Source organism: Nocardia sp. NPDC051756 (assembly GCF_040681495.1).
In the GTDB taxonomy this organism is placed as follows: Bacteria; Actinomycetota; Actinomycetes; order Mycobacteriales; family Mycobacteriaceae; genus Nocardia.
Window position 1 is genome coordinate 92711 of the sequence record NZ_JBFAYV010000011.1, and the last position, 21515, is coordinate 114225.

Annotated in this window: 13 protein-coding genes and 1 pseudogene; 9 read left to right on the forward strand and 5 right to left on the reverse strand. The window is 66.5% G+C overall.

Annotation, left to right across the window (positions count from 1 at the left end):
- Positions 1 to 3: 3 nt before the first annotated feature.
- On the reverse strand, positions 4 to 3162 hold the full coding sequence (locus AB0M22_RS38120; RefSeq protein ID WP_364737293.1) for an MMPL family transporter: 3159 nt from the start codon (positions 3160 to 3162) through the stop codon (positions 4 to 6).
- Between the two features lie 261 nt (positions 3163 to 3423).
- On the opposite strand from AB0M22_RS38120, the pseudogene AB0M22_RS38125 reads away from it, so the two are divergent.
- The 3 genes and pseudogenes from AB0M22_RS38125 to AB0M22_RS38135 all read left to right on the forward strand — a co-directional run.
- A pseudogene (locus AB0M22_RS38125) lies at positions 3424 to 3783 on the forward strand (VOC family protein); the annotation flags it as partial.
- Positions 3784 to 3828: 45 nt separating this feature from the next.
- A complete protein-coding gene (locus AB0M22_RS38130) occupies positions 3829 to 4164 on the forward strand; it encodes a VOC family protein (RefSeq protein ID WP_364737502.1) in 336 nt (111 codons plus the stop codon).
- Between the two features lie 93 nt (positions 4165 to 4257).
- Entirely contained in the window at positions 4258 to 5451 is a 1194-nt protein-coding gene (locus AB0M22_RS38135; RefSeq protein WP_364737295.1) for a lipase family protein, read from the forward strand.
- Between the two features lie 34 nt (positions 5452 to 5485).
- On the opposite strand, the gene AB0M22_RS38140 is transcribed toward AB0M22_RS38135, so the two are convergent.
- Positions 5486 to 6955 carry a HEAT repeat domain-containing protein gene (locus AB0M22_RS38140; protein ID WP_364737297.1) on the reverse strand — a complete coding sequence of 490 codons (1470 nt, stop codon included), beginning with the start codon at positions 6953 to 6955 and terminating at the stop codon, positions 5486 to 5488.
- A gap of 298 nt (positions 6956 to 7253) precedes the next feature.
- Here AB0M22_RS38140 and AB0M22_RS38145 point away from each other — a divergent pair, with 298 nt between their 5' ends.
- On the forward strand, positions 7254 to 9206 hold the full coding sequence (locus AB0M22_RS38145; RefSeq protein WP_364737299.1) for an FAD-dependent oxidoreductase: 1953 nt from the start codon (positions 7254 to 7256) through the stop codon (positions 9204 to 9206).
- A gap of 34 nt (positions 9207 to 9240) precedes the next feature.
- Here the strand turns inward: AB0M22_RS38145 and AB0M22_RS38150 are convergent, their stop codons facing one another.
- Positions 9241 to 10140: an MBL fold metallo-hydrolase gene (locus AB0M22_RS38150; RefSeq protein WP_364737301.1), complete on the reverse strand. Its 900-nt coding sequence runs from the start codon at positions 10138 to 10140 to the stop codon at positions 9241 to 9243.
- Positions 10141 to 10209: 69 nt separating this feature from the next.
- On the opposite strand from AB0M22_RS38150, the gene AB0M22_RS38155 reads away from it, so the two are divergent.
- The 5 genes from AB0M22_RS38155 to AB0M22_RS38175 all read left to right on the forward strand — a co-directional run bounded on the left by AB0M22_RS38155 (position 10210) and on the right by AB0M22_RS38175 (position 19566).
- A complete protein-coding gene (locus AB0M22_RS38155; protein ID WP_364737303.1) occupies positions 10210 to 10875 on the forward strand; it encodes a TetR family transcriptional regulator in 666 nt (221 codons plus the stop codon).
- Between the two features lie 212 nt (positions 10876 to 11087).
- Positions 11088 to 11474: an SseB family protein gene (locus tag AB0M22_RS38160; RefSeq protein WP_364737304.1), complete on the forward strand. Its 387-nt coding sequence runs from the start codon at positions 11088 to 11090 to the stop codon at positions 11472 to 11474.
- 21 nt (positions 11475 to 11495) lie between these two features.
- A complete protein-coding gene (locus tag AB0M22_RS38165; protein WP_364737306.1) occupies positions 11496 to 12116 on the forward strand; it encodes a hypothetical protein in 621 nt (206 codons plus the stop codon).
- Between the two features lie 2 nt (positions 12117 to 12118).
- A complete protein-coding gene (locus AB0M22_RS38170; protein ID WP_364737308.1) occupies positions 12119 to 19153 on the forward strand; it encodes a putative T7SS-secreted protein in 7035 nt (2344 codons plus the stop codon).
- The gene (locus AB0M22_RS38175) at positions 19150 to 19566 is read left to right on the forward strand and encodes a hypothetical protein (RefSeq protein WP_364737310.1); all 417 of its coding nucleotides are present in this window, start codon (positions 19150 to 19152) and stop codon (positions 19564 to 19566) included. The genes AB0M22_RS38170 and AB0M22_RS38175 overlap by 4 nt, the downstream gene beginning before the upstream one ends.
- A 61-nt stretch (positions 19567 to 19627) precedes the next feature.
- Here AB0M22_RS38175 and AB0M22_RS38180 read toward each other — a convergent pair whose 3' ends face one another.
- Both AB0M22_RS38180 and AB0M22_RS38185 read right to left on the reverse strand, forming a co-directional pair.
- Positions 19628 to 20863 carry a glycosyltransferase gene (locus AB0M22_RS38180; RefSeq protein WP_364737312.1) on the reverse strand — a complete coding sequence of 412 codons (1236 nt, stop codon included), beginning with the start codon at positions 20861 to 20863 and terminating at the stop codon, positions 19628 to 19630.
- A complete protein-coding gene (locus AB0M22_RS38185) occupies positions 20863 to 21504 on the reverse strand; it encodes a TetR/AcrR family transcriptional regulator (protein WP_364737314.1) in 642 nt (213 codons plus the stop codon). The genes AB0M22_RS38180 and AB0M22_RS38185 overlap by 1 nt, the downstream gene beginning before the upstream one ends.
- Positions 21505 to 21515 lie beyond the last annotated feature (11 nt).

Below are 21515 nucleotides of genomic sequence, written 5' to 3' on the forward strand. Positions count from 1 at the left end.
AGGTCAGGACAGGTCGGCGTATTCGTCGGCGCCGAAGCTCAGGCGGATGTCGTGGTCGACCTGGTTGCCGGTGATGGTCACCTGCCCGGTCACCAGCGGGTAGCCGCGCGCGACGACGGTGTACTCGCCCTCGGGCAGGTCGGCGACGGTGTAGCGACCGTCCGCGTCGGTGTGGGTGGTGCCGACCGGCGCGCCGGACCAGTCGACCACGGTGATCCGGGCGTTGTGCACCGGCCGTCCGTCGGCGCGCACCGTCCCCCACAGCATCGCCATCGGCGCCAGCTCGACGTCGAACCGGAAGCGGCCGCCGTCCGGCACAGTCAATGTCGTTGCGGTAGGCCGCATTCGGGCGGCGACCGCGACCAGCGTGTAGGTCCCGGCCAGCACGCCCTTGCAGGCGTAGGCACCGTCCGACGAGGTCACGGCCGCGCCGACCACCTCGCCGCGCAGGTCGGTCACGGTGACCGAGGCGCCGGCCACCGGCTCGCGGGCGGCGCTGCGCACCACACCCGACAGCTCGCCGGAGCCCTCCAGCGTGACGTCCACGTGCTGCGCGCCGTCCACCGCGAGAACCTGCACCGCGGCCGGTTGGTGCCCGTTCGCCGAGACGATCAGCACGTAGTTGCCCGGCGCGGGCGGCTCGATGACGTAACTGCCACTGCCGTCTCCGCTCGCGCGTGAAACCTGGTGTCCGCGTTGATCGATCAGGGTCAGCACCGCGTCCGGCACCGGCTGCCCGTTGTCCCGGCGGATGGAACCACCGATCGTCCGGCCGCTCGTCACAGCAACGGCCGGTGCGGTCGACACATCCGACAACTGTTGCGCCCCAATACCATTGACGTGCGCGAACATCGGCTCCGGCTCGGCGGCAACCGGTTCCGGCTGCCGCAGCTCACGCAGCTTCGTGCCCTCGACATCGATATCCGGCAGAACCCGGTTGAGCCACTTCGGCATCCACCACGCCCCCTTGCCCATGATCACCAGCAACGCCGGCACCAGCACCATGCGCACCACGAAGGCGTCGATGGCAACACCACAGGCCAGCGCGAAACCCATGGACTTGGCCGTGACGTCCTGTTCGAGCAGGAACGAGCCGAACACCGAGATCATGATGATCGCCGCCGAGGTGACCACCCGCGCCCCGTGGTGATACCCGGAGATCATCGCGTCGGTCGGCGACTTGCCGTGCACGTATTCCTCGCGCATCCGGGTCACCAGGAACACCTGATAGTCCATGGCGAGCCCGAATACCAAGCCGATCAACATGATCGGTAGGAAGCTGACGATCGGCTGCGGATCGGCGATCAGGCCGAAGGTGCCCTCCTGGAAGATCAGCACGGTCGCGCCGAAGGTCGCCGCCATGGAGAGCAGGAAGCCGAGCGCCGCGGTGAACGGGACCAGAATCGACCGGAACACGAGGATCAACAGAACGAACGCCGCACCGGCCACGATCGCCAAGTACGGAACGATCTTGCCGAGCAGGACGTGGTCCATGTCGGCGTAAATGGCGGTGGTGCCGGTGATGCCGTATTCGATGCCGTATCGCTCGGTCAGTTCGGCTTCGGCGGCGCGGGCGTCGCGCACGAGGTCCTTGGTGGCCTGATTGTTCGGCCCCGATCTCGGAACGCCGTTGAGCATGACGCCGAGCTTGTTCGTGCTGAATTGCGGTGTGGTGACGTAATCCATCTCCGGGAACGCGGCGAGCCGGTCGTGCAGCGCGGTGACCGCGGTCGCACGCTCACCTTCCGGCACCCGCTCCAGATCGGCGGCCACGGTCAGGATGCCGTTGCGCCCTTCACCGAAGCCCGCGGTCCGGATGTCGTAGGCCTGCCGGACCGTGGATTCGGTCGGGAAGCTGTCCTCGCCGGGCAGACCCAATTGCAGGTTCAGCGCCGGAGTCGCCAGTGCGGCAAGCGCTGCGACGGCCATGGCCAGCGCGATCCATGGTCGCTTGCCGATCAGCCGGGCCACCCGCATGCCGTTGGTGACGGAGGTGTCGTCCTCCGGGTCGTGCCGGGCGACCAGCGGCAGCTTCGGTTTGAACAGGAAACGGCCGAACACACCGAGCAGGGCCGGCATCAGGGTGATTGCGGTGATCACCGCGAACAACGCCGCGACCGCGCCACCCAGGCCCATGAACGTCAGGAAGTTCACGCCGACGATGCTCAGCGCACTCAACGCGACGATGACCGTGAGACCCGCGAACACCACCGCGGATCCGGCGGTGCCGACCGAAATGCCCGCGGCCTCTTCGGGACTCGCCGCCACCCGGAGTTCGTGTTTGTAGCGGGAGACGATGAACAACGCGTAGTCGATGGACAGCGCGATGCCGATCATCGACGCCAGGAACGTCGTGAAGCTCGGCACCTCGATGATCGAGGTACTCAGCGAGATCACCATCATCGCGGCGCCCAAGCCGACGATGGCGGTGATGATCGGCACGAAGGCCGCCATGATCGCGCCGAAGGCGATCACCATGACCACCAGCGCCACGCTCATGCCGATCATCTCGGCGTGCCCGCTCGGCTGTTCCTGCTTCTGCTCGATCGCGCCGCCGATCTCGACGGTCAAGCCCTGCGCGCGGGCCGCAGCGGCCACGTCGTAGGCGGCGCGCCGCTCTTCGTCGGTGATGTCCATGGCCGAGGCGATGTCGAACGGCACCGAGAGCACGGCAACGGTCGCCGGTGCGTCCTTGCTCAGCACATTGAGCGGCGCGCCAGCGCATTTCGACGGGTCGGCGTCGGTCAGGCAGCCCATCGTCTTGGTCAGCTCGACCGGGTTCTTCAGTGCCGCGGCTTCCTTTTCGGAGACGAGCTTGCGCTTGCCGTCCTCGACCGAGAGCGTCTTCAGGTCGGCAATCAGCGCGTCGATGGCATCACTGTTGCGCTTGTCGGTCAGCTTGGTGCCGTCGGGCGCCTTGATCACGTAAGCGCCGCTGACGGCGTCGATGCCGAACTGATCGGACATGCCGGGGAACTGCTTGTCCAGGATCTGGGTGGCGCGTTCCGACGGCAGCGACGGCATGCTGAACTCGTCGCTCATCGGCTTGCTCAGCAGGCCGCCCGCGGTGCCGAGCACGCCGAGGAAGACCAGCCACAGCGGCAGCACGATCCACTTGCAGCGGAACGCGAATTTGCCCCAGCGATAGAGGAATACGGACACGACTAGGTTCTCCTGGAGGTAACCGGATAGTGCTGAGTTCAGGGCCCGTACAGCACCTTCGCGGCCCACCTTGCCTGCGAACAACTCCCCCGGACGGCCGCTGTCTACCTACCGCACGGTAGGGATCGAAGCGCAAGAGAAGGCCGTAAACGGAGGATCAACCTCTGGTTTCGAGACACTACCGCACGCCGAATCGGCAGCATTCTCGGGCCGAAGATATTGCGTATGCCGTTGCGCGACACTGTTGCATAGGATCGCCGGATGGGGACACGGCTGGTTCAAGTCAACTTCAAGGCCCGGGACGACGCAGCGCTCGGCCGGTTCTGGGCGGACGCGCTCGGCTGGGGACTTTCCAGTGAGGGACCCGGCGTGACCAATGTCGAACCCGTGGGCCTCACCTGGCCGGATCCCACCGCGTTGTTCATCGATGTCGTCAGCGTCCCGGACCCCGAAACGGTGAAGTACCGGGTCCATCTCGATCTCGCTACCACCTCCGCGGCGCATCAGGCGGAATTGGTCGCGCGCCTCCAAGAGTTGGGTGCGACGCCGGCCGACGTGGGTCAGGGTGACGTGCCGTGGACGGTGCTGGCCGATCCGGAGGGCAACGTGTTCTGCGTGCTGGAGCCGCGCCCGGTCTACCTGGACACCGGACCTATTGCTGCCGTGGTGGTCGACTGCGCGGATCCGCGGGCCATGGCCCGGTTCTGGGGTTCGGCGACGGACTGGACCGTGCACGAGGTGGACGATGATCATGCGACGCTGCGTTCGTCGAAGGGGGTCGGTCCCTATCTGGAGTTCCTCCGCACGCCCGACCTGAGGTCGGTGCGGACCCGCGTTCACCTCGATCTGCTGCCGTATGCCGGCGATGATGCCGCGGTCGAGGTGGCTCGGCTGAAGACGCTGGGCGCCGAGGAAACCGATATCGGGCAAGGGGATGTGCCGTGGACGGTGCTGGCCGATCCCGAGGGTAACGAGTTCTGTGTGCTTGCGCCTGGGCGCTGAGCGAGCCCAAGGTCACGTCACGTGCGCTAAGCTCCCGAACTAGAACAGGTTCTCGGGGAGGGGGCTGCGGCGATGCGCGCAGTGTGGATCGTAATGGTGCAGGCCGCGGTTTTCGGGCTGGCGACGACCTTCGCCGACGGGGCGTCGGCAGTGCCGCTGCCGGAAGAGGATTCGTTCTATTCGGTGCCTCCCGATATCGCGAATCTGCCCAACGGCACCGTGCTCGCGTCCCGGCCGGTCGACACCCAGTCCTTCCTGCTGCCGTTGCCTGCCGACGCGTGGCAGGTGCAGTACAAGACGATCGACAATCACGGACGGCCCAGCGCCTACATCGCCACAGTTCTTGTTCCGCAGCAGGAATGGACCGGGGCCGGACCTCGCCCGCTGGTGTCGTACCAGGTCGCGGAGGACGGTGTCGGCTCGAAATGCGCACCCTCCTATGCGTTGCGCGGCGGGCTCGGCGGCGGGCCGAGCAATGCCTTCTCCGAGACCGGAGTAATTCGCCTTGCGCTCCAACAGGGTTGGGCGCTCGTCGTGCCGGACTATCAGGGGCCGGAGTCCGACTTCTCCGGTGCCGACGGTTACGCCCACGGCGTGCTGGACGGTATTCGCGCCGCCAAGGCATTCGGACCCGCGGCCATCGATGACTCCGCACCGATCGGCATGTGGGGGTACTCCGGCGGAGCCCAATCCACTGCTGTCGCAGCCCAAGCGCAAAGTTCCTATGCCCCGGATCTACGGCTGACCAGTGTGGCGCTGGGCGGGGTGGTCGCCGATCTGGAGGCCACCATGTCCGGCTTCAGCGGCGGAATCGCAGGCGGCGCAGTCGTTGTCGGCCTGGTCGGCCTGAACCGCTCTTATCCCGATGCCGATGTTCTTCAGTACGTCAACGAATCCGGCCGCGGAATGCTGGCCGCCGGCCAAACGGATTGCCTGCATGACGCCGCACTGGCCCACCCGTTCCTCGACGCCGCGGACCTGGAAGCATGGCCCGGTTCGATCACGAACAACCCCGAGTTGAGCAAGGTCGTCCGCCGTTCCAGCCCCCTCTTCCGCGCAGGCGCACCCACCGCGCCGACGCTGCTCTACCACGCGATCGCCGATGAGTTCGCCCCCATCGCCGCCGCCCGCAACCTCGCCGAAAAATACTGCGCCACAGGAACTCCGGTCCAACTAACCGAGAATCCGATCGGCGAGCACGGCACCGAAGCCGCCGCAGGCCTACCCACCGCCCTCACCTACCTAGCCGACCGCTTCGCCGGAAAACCCGCACCCAGCACCTGCTGACTCACGCAAAACTCATCGGCGCCGAGCACCGCTCTCAGTCATCGAGATCGGCGAGGGCCGCCGCTAGATGCAGGTTGTCGACCTCCCGCAGTGCGCCGGCCGCGAACGGGTGCAGCCCCGACTTGGCGCAAGCATCCAGTAGCCGAATGTGCACGCCCCACGTCACCAGAGGCGGTTCGGACAGCAGAGGCAGCAGTGCGTCTAGGTGGTCGCCCAGTTGGGATACCGCCTCGACGCGAATGTTCTCCCGAAGGTCGGTGCGCGCCAGCTCGATCAGCCGGTCGTCGAGCTCGCCCGGTGGCGTATGCGCAGCACAGGTCGCCAGCGCCTCGTAGCCGCGGGTACTGGCGATCTCCCCGGAGGCGACCAGATCCCAAGTGAGCGTAGCGATCTCACTGGACCTCGGCACGAATCGCAGGTAGTAGACCGCGGCTTTGCGAACACCCGATTCCGGGTCATGGGCGAGCGCGAACAGCCGATCCGCCTCGTGCCAGGTGGACAGGATGGGGCAGCACAGCGCTCGCACCTCTTGGTCCGGATGGCCGGACAGAAAGATAGCGAGACCAGGGCGGTCGACGGCAGGGACGGTGGTCCAGTCGTAGCGACGCAGTGCGTCCAGTTTCGCCGCCCACGGACCGTCGAGGTCGGAGTACATGGCGAAGAGCTCCGCCGTCGGCGGCACGGATGGGCCAGGCCGACTGGGCTGTGACGGCCCGGGCGACGGTGGAGTATCGAGCACGGGCGGCGCGAGCAGGTCGGCGACGGGGGCGATCCACTGCGGGATCCGCAGTTGCTCGGACTCGAAATCGCCGCGCAGGTCATCTCTGGAATCCTTTGCCGCTATTGCCCTTTCGTCATCACCCTGGGCTATCTCGTGCAGCAACCGCAGTGTGGCGCGGCTGAAGTAGTAGCGCAGCGTGTCGATCGCGGAACAGGCCACGTCGGTGTCGCTGTCGACGGCGGCGCGGTGCAGGGCTGGTTCGGCGGCGATCGGTTCGTCCCAGCACAGGACGTCGGCCGCGGTCCACCGCACCGCGGGGTCCGGGTGGTCGAGACCCTGGATCTTGTACTGCTGCCAGCGCGGTTCCTCGAAGCCGAACTCGATTCCTGCCAGCGCGTGCCGGTGCAGAAGGTGGTGTGGATCGCGCAGCACCGGTTCGAGCAGATCGGCCTCGCCGCGTTCGGCCTGCCGCAGCACACAGGCGCGGATCAAGTCGTCCCCGGTATTCCACCAGGCGCGCAGGTCGGCGCCCTCCGGGCACATTCCCGCGCGCTCCAGGACCCGCAACGCCGCCAGCCGCACCTCGGCCGGACGGTCCCGGTCGTGACCGATCTCGGTCAGCCGCGTCACCGCGCGCGGGTCGCCGAGCCGACCGAGCACATCCCCGATCTGCTCCCGTTCCAGCCCACCGACGCCAGGGTCGGCCAGCTTCCGGACCAGCTCGAAGGTCGCCGACCGATCCTGCTGCTCTGCGACTCGCTCCAGTTCCCCTACCCCTTGCATTCGTCCATCCTTGCCGAGCCACCCCCGCTGGTCTATCGAGAATCGCCCAACCTTCGAGCCATGGTTCTCGATGCTTGACGCCGCCCGCGCCCGCGTCCGCTGAATCAACAAGGCGTGATCGACACAAGATCAGCAGCGGATGATGCAGAGGGCACAGATCGCTTGCTGCGTACCGACAATCAAGTAAATGAGCATTCTTCCCTCGCAACGCCCCTACCTGCATCTTCGCGTCAATACGCGCGCGGAGTCCGGTCGACATGATTAACTCGACCCCGCATTGGGAAAAGGGGAGTTTCATATGGAGGCTACGGCCGCGCAGCGGGCAGCGCTGAGCATGATCTGCGATACGTTCGTTCCCGGCGACGGGGCGACGCTGCCGCCGGCGAGTGAACTCGGCGCGGTCGATACCGTGTTCCGGTTGCTGGCGCGCAGTCCGCGGGAGGCCGATCGTAAGCAGCTGGCGATGCTGTTGGGGTGGTGGGATTCTCGCCTGACCGGAGTGCTGCTGGGTGCGGGTCCGCGACGGTTTTCCACGCTGTCGCAGCAGGAGCGAGAGCGTGCGCTGCTGCGGCTCGGCGACTCCCGGTTGGCACCGGTGCGCGCGATCTTTCAGGCGCTCAAACAAGCAGCGTTGTTGGCCTACAACGTGACTCCGGGTCCCACGGGCAGCAACCCGCTGTGGAAGGAGATCGGCTACCCCGGACCGGCCGGGCAACTCAGTACTGCGCCGCAGCCGGCGTTGACGCCGATCCGGTGCACCGAGAACACCACCCTCACTTGCGATGTCGTGATCGTCGGATCGGGTGCGGGCGGCGGCACCGCGGCGGCCGTGCTGGCCGAGGCCGGTCTCGATGTGATCGTGGTCGAGCGCGGAAAATATTACGACGACCGGGATTTCGGCGCGGGTGAACTCGCGGCACTCGAACAGCTCTACGCTCCTGGTGCCAGCTCATCCGAGGGCCAGATCACCCTCGTCGCCGGTACCTGTCTGGGCGGCGGCACCGTCGTCAACTGGAGCACGTCCCTGGCCACTCCCGATTCCGTTCGCGCGGAGTGGGCCGAATTGGGCGCGGCGCAGTTCGCCGAGGCCGAGTTCGGCGATGCTCTCGAGGCGGTGCGCCGCCGACTTGCCGTCACCGACACCCGCTCTCCGCTCTCGGCCCGTGACGCGGTCCTCGAACGCGGCGCGCAGGCACTCGGCTGGGACGTGAGTGCCCTGCCGCGCAACGTAACCGAAGCCTGCGACGCCGGAATCGAATGCGGCTCCTGCGGTTACGGCTGCCGGGTCGGGGCCAAACAGTCCGTCACCAAGACGTGGCTGGCCGACGCCGCCGCGGCCGGTGCCCGGCTGGTCGTCGACGCGAACGTCCGCAGCATCAAGGTGAACAACGGCCGCGCCGAGGGCATTTCGGCGATCACCGAGTCCGGCGCGCAGATCGAGGTGCGCGCCCGCGCCGTCGTCGTCGCCGCGGGCGCGGTGCAGACACCGGCCCTACTGCGCCGATCCGGTCTGCGCAACGAGAACATCGGACGCCACCTGCGCCTGCATCCGGCCGCCGCGGTGTTCGGCGTCTTCGACGAGGAGGTGCGCGGCTGGGAGGGCCCGCTACAGGGGCGAATCTCCCGTCAGCACGCGGATCTCGACGGCAACGGCTACGGCGTCATCTACGAGACCGGCCCGGTCCATCCGGGCCTGGCCCTCGGCTTCATGGGCTGGCGTGGCGCGGACGCGCACCGCCGCACCCTGCTCGACTTCGCGCGCACCACCCCGATCGGCGTCATCACCCGCGACCGCGATGCGGGCACCGTCACCGTCGACAAAACCGGCGAGCCGATCGTCAACTACCGCCTGTCCGACTACGACGCCGCCCACCTGCACACCGGAATCGAAGGCGCCGCAAGCATTCTCGAAGCGGCGGGCGCGCGCCGCATCTTCTCCGGCCATCAGGCCGGCGTGGATTACGAACCCGGCCGTCGCGGCTCGCACGCCGACTTCGCCGCCGCCTGCCGCGCCGCGGGCTACGGACCGGGCCACTGCGCGATGGGCGCCCTGCACATCATGGGCTCGGCCCGCATGGGCGGTTCACCGCAGCTCTCGGCCACCGATCCCGACGGAGCCACCTGGGAAGTCGCGAATATCGTTGTCACCGATGGCTCCTGTTTCCCCACCGCGTCCGGCGTCAATCCGATGGTCTCCATCGAAGCGATCGCCTACATGAACGCGAAGCGGCTGGCGGCTCGGTTGACCTAGGCCGCGATCACTCGCCCTTCGGCACAAAGCACCGTCAGCGCGACCGGACCGGATGCGTGACGGCCAGTGGCGCGTAGCGATCGAATTCGACGGGATCGTGCGCGCAGAAGATGTCCACCTCACCGGTGGTGGCGAGTTCACGCAAGCGTTCGACGTTGTGCAGACGGTTGGATCTATTGGACTGCATGGCGTATTGGAAGACCTTGAACCCGAGCGGGCAGGTCGGGTCGGCCGAAAGTTGACCGTGGAAGTCGTAGGAATCACCCGCGTGCAGCAACCAGCGCGGGCCCTCGGTAGCGCCGGTATCGATCGCGACACCGGTGTGCCCGCGGGTATGGCCGTCCAGTGGGATGAGCAGGATTTCGTCGGGCAGGCCGGGTAATTCGCGGACGGCACGGAACCCGAACCAGTCGGCACCGTCGACCCGATGCTCGGCCCATTTCGGACCGTGCGCCCAGGATGCGCCCGCATAACGCCGCCGCTCCATGAAGGTGAGCGGCCTGCGCGCTGCTTCGAGTTCATCCGCGTTGACGTGCACCGTCGCGTGCGGGAAATCCGGCAGGCCACCGGTGTGGTCGATATCGAGATGGGTCATCACGATGTGCCCGACATCGCCGGCGGAATAGCCGAGTCGCTCGATCTGCCGGATCGCGGTTTCCTCAGGATCCAGCACAGGATGGACGCCCAAGACGAATTCGGCGCCGAGGGTTTCCTTCGGTTGCGCGATGTCGTTGGTGCCGATGCCCGTATCGATCAGCACGAGTTGGTCGTCTGTTTCGATCAGCAAGCAATGGCAGACGCATTTTCCGCGGCCGAACAACGACCCGGTGCCATTGACGAGTCGCGGCGAAGGTGGACGCAGAGTTCCGCAGTTGAGGTGATGTATCCGCATTGATACTCCTGCCGTTGACGTGCGTTTCAGATTCCTCAGCATGCCCGACCCGTCCGGCAAAGTCTAGAAAAACTTCCAGACTTTGGCATACAGGCGGCTACCATCGACGCCATGGCCCTCGCCGATCCGAATCGCACCCCCACCGCACGCACCCGACGGCATCGCGCCGCGGGCGCGGCCCGTCGTGACGCGCTGGTGCAGGCCACGGTCGAGGTGGTCGCCGAGCAGGGCATGGCCGGCATCACCCACCGCGCGGTGACCGAGCGAGCCGGGGTGCCCCTGGCCACGATCAGCTACTTCTTCGAATCGATCGATGCGCTCGCCGAAGAAGCACTACGCGTATTCATCGCCGAGCGAGTGCGGGTGCTGACCGCCCTCAGCGAAACCCTCGCGACGACCGACCACGACATCGCCGACCTGGCCACGCTGTTCGCCGACGCCACGGCCGCGGACCGCACGCAAAGCATGGCCATGATCGAGGCGGTGCTGCACGCCGGTCGTCATCCCGCACATCGCCCCGCGGTCTCAGCGGCACTGGGCGCGTTGCGACAGGTTGCCGTCACCACCCTCAGCGCGGCCGGAGCGAGCGACCCCGAGGGCGCGGCCGGATCCTTCGTCGCCCTGATCGACGGCTTCGCCCTGCACGCGCTCGCCGAGGAAACCCAGCAGGTCGACCGGATCGGGCTGCGCCGCGCCATCCAGGCGCTGTTCCTCGGCGAACTCGTCGCGGCAGGCCGAATCGAGGACGCCGTACACCTCGCCGCGCAATCCACCTGAGCGCGCGCCACGCCCCCAGTTCCATTGGCATATTCGATGCTCGAGAATTGCCGAAAACCGTGTCAACAAGTCTTGCAGTCCAGCTGAGATCGACTGCGCCCCAAAACTATGGGCATTTCAGCGAATTTTCAGCACACCAGCGCGCCGATGCGTAAAGGTACACTCTTGGGTTAACCGTTCAGCAGGCCATGCACGAGGGGAAGGTCCGGGGGATGTCTGACACCGACGGCCGGGGAACTCTGCGCAGTGAAATCGCCGCGTTCTATGCCGGTTTCGGTCAGCCCGAAGCCTTGCAGGCCGCATTTCGGCAGGCGGCGCTGTTCGTGCCGGTGACCGAGGAGGAGCGCGTCTCCATTTCGCAGCTGGGCGGCGTCGATTGGCTGTGCGCCTTCACCAGCATGGAGGAATACGCCCGCTACATGATGGCGCGCGGCTACTTGGCAGAGGACGGCATCGACCCCGACCGCGAATACCGGTATCACACGCTCGCGGGGTGGCGGCTGCTCGAATACGCCGAATCGCGGGAGCAGCCGACCGGCGTCACGGTCGACATCGTCGGGTCGGCCCCGATGGCATTTCCGCCGGAAGTAACCGAGTAACAAGCGAATCGAGGGGGCGTTATGGCACAGCAGGTGAAGGTCGACCCGGCGGTTCTGAAACAGGCCGCGGAAGGGATCGAATCCACCATCGGTGAACTGTCCGGCATGGGCATCGGCGAAACCGGCAATATGGGCCGCGGATTCTCGCTGCTGACCATGTCGACGCTGGAGGCGGGCAAGGCGACGGTCCAGAAGACCTTCGAGGAGTTCACCGAGCGGTGGTCGTGGGGCGTGCGCGCACTGGTGCAGGCGGGCAACTCGATCGCCATGAGTCTGGGCTTGGCGGCCGGGCGCTACCACGAGATGGACACCAAGCTGCAGGACCTGGGCAAGAAGATGTGGACCCATCTCGCGGGCAACCCACATCTCACCGATGAACAAATCACCAAACGCTCGTGGGGAGATACGTTCTCCGACAACGCGTTCAACCACATCCGCAACGCGGACTACAGCATGGCCTCGTTCGACAAGGCGAACCAGAAGATACAGACGAATTGGAAAGTGATCCAAGCGGTCGGCCCGCAGGCGTACGCGAACCTGTCCCCCATCACCGGCAGCCTGATTACCGGTGAGACGCCCGGCTGGAACACCGGTGCGGCGCAGAAGGCGGCCGACATCATGAAGGAGTCGGGGGGACAATAGCTTTGGGGCTCTGGGATGTCGTCGACAGTATCGGCGACGCGATCGAGGACGGCGTCGAAGCGGTTGTCGAAGGCGCCGGTCAGGTCATCGACGACGCGTTGGACTTCGCTGCCGACGGCGCGAAAGCGATAGGCCTGGATGGCATCGGCGAGGGACTGGACGATCTCGGCGACAATATCGCCTCGGCCACCGGCGGTGATGTCGAAGAGGAAGAGCTCGGCGAGACGGAGGATCCGAAGGAACTCATCCGCGGCGAGCCGTCCGAAATCAGTTCCACCGCAGAGACATTGCAGAAGATGGCCGCCGCCATCGAATCCACCGGCCAGGCGCTCAAGCAGATCGACGCCGCCGACTGGGTCGGCGAGGGCGCGGACGCGTTCAACGCGGTCTACGACAAGCAGCCGAAGCTGTGGTTCGACTGCGCCGACGCGTTCACCTCGGCGGCCATGGCGATGCGGGGCTGGCACAACGAGGTGAAAACCGCGCAGGACAAGGCCGCCGACGCCATCGACAAATGGAAGGCCGCCGACGCGGAGGAACGCAGGCAGAAGAACTGGTGGAACTCGCTCACCGGCGAGCAGCAGGCGCAGACCCCGCTGGTCGACACCTGGACCTCCATGCGCAATGACGCGCGAGAGATATTGCGCGGCGCGCGAACTCAGCGCGACAACGGCGCGTCCATCGCGGTGAGCGCGTTCGCCGCCGCCACCGAAAAGGCCCCGAAGGAACCACCTTTCACCGAGCGCTGGATGGCCAACGTCTCGGATCTGTACGGGGTGCTCGAACACGGGGCGTTGAACTTCACCTCGGGCCTGCTCACCAGCTTCACCGGGCTGGTGCAGTTCGTGCGCCAGGTCAACCCGACCGACACCTACAACCTGACCCATCCGGCCGAATACGCGGCGGGCCTGTCCGATCTCGCGACGGGATTGGTTGTCGCAGCGGCAGATCCGGGCGCGACGGTGTCGGCGATACTGTCCGATGCCAGGAAGAACCCGTTCGAATTCCTCGGCTCGTTGACCGGTGACGCGCTGCTCACCGCCGCCACCGGCGGTGGCGGCAGCGCCAAGACCGCGATCAATGCCCTGCGGAAGTTGAAAGATGCCAGTCGGCTCGCCCGCGGTGCCGAAGATGTCGGACGGCACCTGCCCCGCGTCTCCCCGCACCCGACGCCGACGCACGAACCACCCGGCACCCCTTCGCATCTGTCGATGGAAACGTCGCAGCGACCCGCGCCGACGAATATCGACAACGGGCACACACCCACCAATACGAACCCGATCCAGGCGAACAGTCACCACGACGCCCCGGCGCCGAGGACCGAACCGAGCCCGCACCAGTCGGAGCCGGCGGCGTCCAACCCGACGCAGCACGCACCTGAACCAACACATCATGCGCCCGAGCCGACACACCACGCACCCGAGCCATCACCCACGCATCACGCGCCTGACCCCGCACCGACTCGGCACGCGGATCCAGATCCGACGCCTGCCTCGCACACGGATCCATCGCCTGGTCCGAACTCGCATACCGATCCCTCGCCGACGCCTAACCAGCGCGTGGATCCCACGCCCGACCACTCGCCCGCCCCACGCGCCGACCCGGACCCGGCACCTTCGCCACATACCAGAACGGACCCGGATCCGGCGTCTCGTCCGAACCCCGATCCTGATCCCGATCCGCGTACCGATCCCCGTCCAGAGGTCAGGAACCCGGCACCGCACGCCGACACCACACCGCACGTCGAACCCGAGCATGCGCCGAGCCCGCGGAGTGCGGTCGATTCGACACCGACGCCGCATGCGAACGCCGATGCGCCTGCGACGCCGCATGCGCGTCCTGAGGGGACCACCACTCCACACACAAACCCCGAAACGACGTCACCGCACGCGAATCCTGAAACGGCGTCACCGCATACGAATCCCGAGACAACGTCACCGCACACAAACCCCGAGACAACGTCGCCACACACCAATCCCGACACGGCAGCATCACCGCACACGAGCCCCGACACGACAGCGTCGCCACACACGAATACCGACACGACACCGTCCGCACGCACGGATTCAGACCAGACTCCGAGCGCGCGCCCGGACGCACGCGTGGACCCCGATTCCTCTCCCGCGGCGCACAGCCAGCCCGACGCGACAGCGCCGGGCCGCCCGAACACACCGGACGGACAGCCTGGCGCTACCCGCCAACCCGATCCGGTCCCCGCATGGCACGGGTCTCCCGCACCGCACGTCGACAGTCCAGCACCGCATACCCGGCCGGACGGAACACCCGGAACCCGCCCACAGCCAGACTCCACACCCGCGAACCGTCCACACTCCGACGCCCCGCGGACTGATCCCGCTACCCGTACACAGCCCGATCGAGCACCCGCAGCACGCACGAATCCAGACCACGCACCCACTACGCGTCCCCAACCCGACAAGGCCCCGACCGCACAACCACACCGCGACCCGGTACCTGCCAGCCGCGCCGATCCGCATTCGTCACCTTCGGCCCGCACGCAACCACATTCGCCCGCGCACGCGCGTCCAGAACACACACCCCAACGCCCGCATGCCGACCAGCCGCCCCGAGCCCACTCGGACGCGCCACAGCGCCATCCGGATTCACCGACCCGCCGAGGTCCCGATGGCGACGCGAATCCGCGCGCGCCCCATCATGATCCGGACCGACCGCCCGGCCGCAGGGATGGCAGCGACCGTCCGCATCATCCGGACGATCCCCCGCGAGATCGTCACCCGGATCGAGATCACCAGCCAGACCGCGACCGCCAGCCAGACCACGATCGCCAATCGGATCGCGACCGCAAACCCGACAATGAACGCGGCCCCGACCACGATCGAAAACCCGACCACGATCGCCACCCGGACCGCGACCGCCATCCAGAACACGACCGCAAACCTGACCACGAGCGTGCCCCGGATCGCGACCGCAAACCTGACCACGACTCCGAACGCGACCGCAAACCAGATCACGACCGCGAACCCGACCCGGACCGCGATCACAAACCCGACCGCGACCGTGAACCAGGCCGCGACCGCCAGCCTGATCATGATCGCGAACCCGACCACGAGCGTGCCCCAGATCGCGACCGCAAACCTGACCACGACTCCGAACGCGACCGCAAACCAGATCACGACCGCGAACCCGACCCGGACCGCGATCACAAGCCCAACCGCGATCATGAACCAGACCGAGACCGTGAACCGGAGCGCGACCGCCAGCCCGATCATGATCGCGAACCGAATCGCGATCCCGACCACGATCCGGACCACCCGACGGGGCAGGATCGAGCCGACGCCGATCGCAATGCCCACGACCACGTGCGCGAATCCGGCCCCGAAACCGATCGGACACCGGAACAGAAGACCTGTTCCGAAGACCCCGTCGACATCAGCACCGGCGAATTCCTGCTCCCCGAAACGGATCTCGACCTACCCGGCGTCCTCTCGCTGACGCTGCTGCGGGCACACCATTCGAACTACCGCTTCGGCCGCTGGTTCGGCCCGTCGTGGTCCAGCACGTTGGACGCGCGGATCGTCATCGAGGACGCCGGCGTCACATTCATCGGCGAGAACGCGATGATGCTCGCCTATCCGCACGCCGAGGTCGGCGTTCCCGTGCATCCGCTCACCGAGGGCCAGCAATGGTCGTTGACCCGCACCGAAGCCGGCGGCTATCGCGTACGCGATCAGCGACGAGAGCTGATCTGGCATTTCGCCCCCGAGCTCGGACTCGACGGCATCGAAGCCAGATTCGGCAACTACGCGGTCTCCGCCATCACCGACCGGCACCACAATCGTCTCCGCTTCCACTACGACGCCGACGGAGTACCGATCGAGGTCACCCACTCGGGCGGATACCGAGTCCGCATCGACTCCGACCGCGCCCGGATCACCGGCCTCTCGCTCCTCACCGACGACCCGGATATCGGCGAGTTCGCCACGCCCATACTGGAATTCACCTACGACGAAACAGACCTGATCGCGGTAACCGACGCCGACGGCGCAACCACCCGCTACACCTACGATGCCGACCACCGGATGACGTCCTGGACCGACTCCAACGGCAACCAGATGGTCAACACCTACGACGAGTCCGGCCGCGTCGTCTTCCAGCGCGGCACCGCCGGAATCCTCAACTGCGACTACGACTATCTCCCCCTCCCCGACGGCTCCGGCCGCCTCACCACCATCACCGACTCCCTCGGCGCCACCACCTCCCACGGCTTCGACCGCGAACTCCAACTACGCGACATCATCGATCCCACCGGCCGCCGCACCCACATCGACTACAACGCCGACCGCAGGCCACTGACCATCACCGATCCCGACGGTGCAACCACCCGCTACCTCTACAACGACGCGGGCGACCGGGCGAAAATCATTCGCCCCGACGGCAATTCGACCGAGATCGAATACCTCTGGCGCCACCGTCCGAGCACGATCACCTCCCCCGACGGTTCGATCTCGCGTCGCGAATGGACCACGGACGGCGACCTCGCCGCGGTCATCGACCCGGCCGGAAACCGCACCGAATTCACCTACCACCCGAATGGGGCGCTGGCGACCATCGTCGAATCCAACGGCGCCCGCACCACTATGCAGGTGGACGCGGCCGGCCTGCTGACCCAGGTCACCCAACCCGACGGCACGGTAACCCGGATCCGGCACGACGCCGCAGGCCGACCCACTCACGTCATCGATCCGCTCGGCACAGCGACCCGATTCGACTGGTCCCCGGCCGGAAAACTGCTCCGCAGAACAGATCCCGACGATCACACCGAATCATGGACCTACGATGGCGAGGGCAACACCCGCAGCTACACTGACCGGACGGGTGGCGTCACCCAATTCGCCTACGGCGCTTTCGATCTCCTGCACTCCCGCACCGAGCCCGATGGATCGATCACCCGATACACCTGGGATACCGAACGCCGCGTCACCGCAGTCCACAACCCCATCGGCCAAAGCTGGACCTACGAATACGACAGCGCTGGAAGGCTTATCGCCGAAACCGACTATGCCGGGGCGACAACCCGATACACCCACGACCGAGCCGGACGAATCGGCGCGATCACACCGGCCACCGGCACAACTCGCCACCACCGCCACGACCTCCTCGGCCGGCTCACCGAGATCACCGCGGGCGACGAGTGGATCCGCTACACCTACGACCCGGTGGGACGCGTCCTCTCCGCCGTCAACGGCACCGGCGCGGACCCCACGCACTCCCTCGAATTCGCCTACACCGCAACCGGAAGCACGGCAGCCGAGCGGCTCGACACCCGGCAACCGATGCTGTTCGAACACGATCAGCGCGGCCACCGGATCCGCCGGACCACTCCCTCCGGCGCTGTGGCCACCTGGCACCACGATGTCACCGGTCGCTTGGACCAGCTCAGCGCCGACGAGCGCGACATCACCTTCGACTACGACCCCCTCGGCCGGTTGACCGGCTGGCGGGTCGACGAACTGGCAATAACCCGTGGCATCACCGCGGTCGGGCAAGTGACCCACCAAGACGTGACCGCCTTCCCCGCACGGTCGCTGTCCCTCGGATCCGGGCTGTCCGCCCGACCGGCCCCACACCTGCTCCGCCGCGACGAATTCACATACCGCCCAGACGGATACCTCATCGGGCACACAGTCGCCCGTGCGCAGGCCGACCGCCTTCATCGCGACTACAGCCTTGACGCCGCAGGTCGCATCACCACCGTATCCACCAACGGCAACCCGACCGAGCGCTACACCTACGATGCACTCAGTAACATCATCAACTCCGCCACACCGGCAACCCCGTCGTCATCGACACCTGTTGCCGCACCGGCCTTCCCCACTGACGACAATCGCCGTGAGTACCGCGACAACCTCCTTGTCCGCGACGGTCGAACGCGCTTCCACTATGACGCCGCCGGTCGACTGATCCGCAAGACCACCGTCCGCCTCTCCCGTAAGCCCGACGTGTGGCACTACCGCTACAACGCCTTCGATGAACTCGTCGATGTCTGGACCCCCGACCACCAGTGGTGGCACTACACATACGACGCCCTCGGCCGCCGCACCACGAAACAACACCTGGCCACCGACGGCACCGTCCTCGAGCGCGTCGATTACCTCTGGGACGGTTTACATCTCATCGAGCAGGCCACCAGTACTTCCACCATTCGCTGGCAGTACCAGCCTGGCTCGCACACGCCGCTCACCCAAACGACTGACGTGGCCACGATCGATCGCGAGTTCTACGCGATCGTCACCGACCTCGCCGGCGCCCCAACCGAACTGATCGATCCCACTACCGCTCAGTCCGTGGCCGTCGCCGCCGCCGACCTCTGGGGCCGGACCAACTGGCGCGGGAAGACAAGCTCGCCACTACGGTTCCCGGGTCAGATCTATGACCCCGAAACCGGATTGCACTACAACATGTTCCGGTATTACAACCCGGACACCGGCCAGTACCTCACACCCGACCCGCTCGGCCTGGCCCCCGCACCCAACCCCTACGCCTACACCACCAACCCGCTCAGGTTCATCGACCCGCTCGGCCTGACACCGAGCGCGTGCGAGCGGTTCGACAACTTCAACCGACAGGTCACGCCCGGGGAGCTGCAACGTGCGCCGGCCCCATACCCCGGCGGCAGGGCGGGACACGCTGACACGAAACACCGCGTCACCCCCCAAGTTCAGGCATCCATCCTCAACAACCCGGATCGGGTCTTCAGCGGGACCTTCCGAGGCGAGAACCACATCACCGGACAGCCCTACACCCGCGAGGTCGACATCTACTACCGGGCAAGCCACAACGACCCCGCCAGAGGTTCCGTGGTAATCACCGAAGCGGGCAACAAGAACTCCGTCATCACGGCCTATGGTTTGATCGACAGGCGGGTCCCGAACCCCAAACCGGTCAAGGTGGACAACTGGGCGGGCAACCCGGACTACGTCGAAATCCGCACGAATAACGGCGCCAATGAGGTGGTGTTTCCCAACCGGGAGCGCTGGGAGAGGAACGACTGGCCATGACGGTCGAAGATGGCCCCGAGGACAACCCGTCATCGGGCCGGTGGCTGTCGGCGATCGCCGCCGTTGCCGACAGCCTCGCCGCTCATCTCGGCGAGCCGGTGAACGTGGTCGACCCAGGTGAAATGGAGGATGCGTTCTCCTGTCTCATCAGAGGTCGTGAGCCGTCCGGTCCATCCCTCCAGCTGGCGTGGGAGGGCATACTCGGGATGCATTACAGCGACGGACAGCCGAATATCAGCGCGACGCTGTTCCTGTACAGCCGCGGCCGTCGTCTGCGGCTCGACAATCACTCCGGCAGTTTTCTGGAGATCGTCTACGAGGGCGCCCTGGACGGCTCGGGGACCTGGCGTGATCTGGGCTGGCTCCAGGACGACTTCGGCGAGTTCGAAGCCTACGACCGCTACAGCGGCTGACCGCCTGCCGCGCGATCCGAAGCTTTATCGCCGGGTTGGGCTGACGGCTCTCAGCACCCACTCAAGCCCGGACTAGTTTCTCGACCGCGGCGACCACGCTTGCGGCACCATCCTCCTCTGCGATTCGGGCGGCCAGTTCTTCTGCCGCAGTTCGGTGGGCGGGTTCGGTGAGGGCCATATCGATGGCGCGGGCAAGCAGTTCCGCGGTGAGTTTGGGGCGCGGCAGGGTCGTTGAGCTGACTCCGAGTTCGCGGAGGCGTCGCGCCCAGAACGGTTGGTCACCGCCTGGCGAAGGCACTGCAACGGCAGGTAGTCCAGCGCGCAGGCCGGCTGCCATGGTGCCTGCGCCGCAGGAATGGACTACTGCCGCAACCTTTCCGAACAGCCAGTCGTGCGGGACCGGGCCAACAGTCAGGATGTTGTCGTCGACTACCCCGAGGTCGGCCCCACCCGACTGGATCACGCCACGCATTCCAACCTTGCGCAGCGCCACACCGACGAGTTCCGAAATCCGAGTGGCCTCACGCTTGCCCAGCATGAGGCTGCCCAGGCCGAAAAATATTGGTGCCGGGCCTGATTCGAGGAACGAGACAAGCTCACCGGGCGGCTTCCAGTCCTGCGGGCGTTGCGGCCACCAGTATCCGACTACGTCGAGACCAGCACGCCAATCCGCAGGACGCGGCAACACGCTGGGCGAAAAGCCGTGCAGGATTGGCCATTCGGCGGCGGTCCGCCGCCGTCGTAGTGTCCGCTGCGGCACGCTCGGCAAGCCCAACTGCTCGCGGAAGCCGGCGATCGTCTTGCCGTACATCCGATCGAACATCGCGGTGGCGAACCGACCTGCACTCCGATTCAGCACGGACCCGGCCGACCACGCCCCGACCAACGACGGCGGGAACGCCGCGGTCGTCGAGATCGGTTGCAGGCGAACGCCGATGCTCGGGATGTTTCGTGCTTCGGCCAACGGATGCCCGGCGAGTTCGGCGAACGGGGAGAGCAGCAGCACGTCGGCGGGTACGTCGTGCAACGCGGCGAGGAGGTTCTCGCCGAGTTTGCGCATCCCCTTCGGCAGCACCATCTCCTTGGCCGCCTTCAGCGGATTCTCCTCGTCCAGTTCATGTTCCAGCTCGAAGTCGACCGCCACGGCTCGCAACCCGCAACCGGTTATCTCGTCGACCAGATCCGGCGTCGCGGTCAGCACGACCTCGTGGCCGGCGTTGCGCAACCGGCAGCCGAAGGCGGTCAGCGGGACAATGTCTCCGCGAGATCCGTAGGCCGCGATCACAATTCGCGCCACTATTTCCTCCCTCGTTTCGGGTGTCTGGTGGCCAAATCGAAGGCAACGACCAGATCCTCGCCATAAGCGACGACATCGAAGTCGGGATCCCCCGTCGAGCGCAGTAATGCTCCGCCGATCGCACCGCGCAGAGCAGTAGCCATGGAAGTCGCCGACAGCTCACGAAACTCGCCGGTCTCGATCCCGAGCGCGAAGATCGCTTCGAGCTCCAGCTTCGAAAGATCCGCCAGCTGAGCAGGTTCGAGATCGACGCCCACTTCGTGCAGCCGTTGCCCGGCACTGCTGCGGTAGTTCGAGCCGATCTCCATCAACGCGATCTGCTGCGAACGGTACGTGGCAATGCATTTCGCGTGCGCCCTGATGTGCGCGGCCAGCTTGCCCCGCGCCGTCGCTTCCGCCTCGACCATGGGCAGCATGACGTCGAGCACAGACCGATACAGCTCCGCGACGATCGCCGCCACCATCTCGTCCTTGTTCCCGAAGTGGTACTGCACCACGCTCATCGCCACCCCGACCCGCTCGGCGATCTTGCGCACCGATGCCTGGTGATACCCGAGTTCGGCGATCGTCTCGATAGCGCACTCGACGATCTGCGCGCGCCGCGCGATCTCGGTGAACGTAGCCCCCTCGTTAGGTCGCATGACCTAACCAT

Excerpts from the sequence above, each read along its gene's own strand:
- AB0M22_RS38140 (WP_364737297.1), bottom strand. The coding sequence starts at position 6,955 with ATGCAAGGGGTAGGGGAACTGGAGCGAGTCGCAGAGCAGCAGGATCGG.
- AB0M22_RS38135 (WP_364737295.1), top strand. The coding sequence starts at position 4,258 with ATGGTGCAGGCCGCGGTTTTCGGGCTGGCGACGACCTTCGCCGACGGG.
- AB0M22_RS38155 (WP_364737303.1), top strand. The coding sequence starts at position 10,210 with ATGGCCCTCGCCGATCCGAATCGCACCCCCACCGCACGCACCCGACGG.
- AB0M22_RS38175 (WP_364737310.1), top strand. The coding sequence starts at position 19,150 with ATGACGGTCGAAGATGGCCCCGAGGACAACCCGTCATCGGGCCGGTGG.
- AB0M22_RS38150 (WP_364737301.1), bottom strand. The coding sequence starts at position 10,140 with ATGCTGAGGAATCTGAAACGCACGTCAACGGCAGGAGTATCAATGCGG.
- AB0M22_RS38160 (WP_364737304.1), top strand. The coding sequence starts at position 11,088 with ATGTCTGACACCGACGGCCGGGGAACTCTGCGCAGTGAAATCGCCGCG.
- AB0M22_RS38185 (WP_364737314.1), bottom strand. The coding sequence starts at position 21,504 with ATGCGACCTAACGAGGGGGCTACGTTCACCGAGATCGCGCGGCGCGCG.
- AB0M22_RS38165 (WP_364737306.1), top strand. The coding sequence starts at position 11,496 with ATGGCACAGCAGGTGAAGGTCGACCCGGCGGTTCTGAAACAGGCCGCG.
- AB0M22_RS38145 (WP_364737299.1), top strand. The coding sequence starts at position 7,254 with ATGGAGGCTACGGCCGCGCAGCGGGCAGCGCTGAGCATGATCTGCGAT.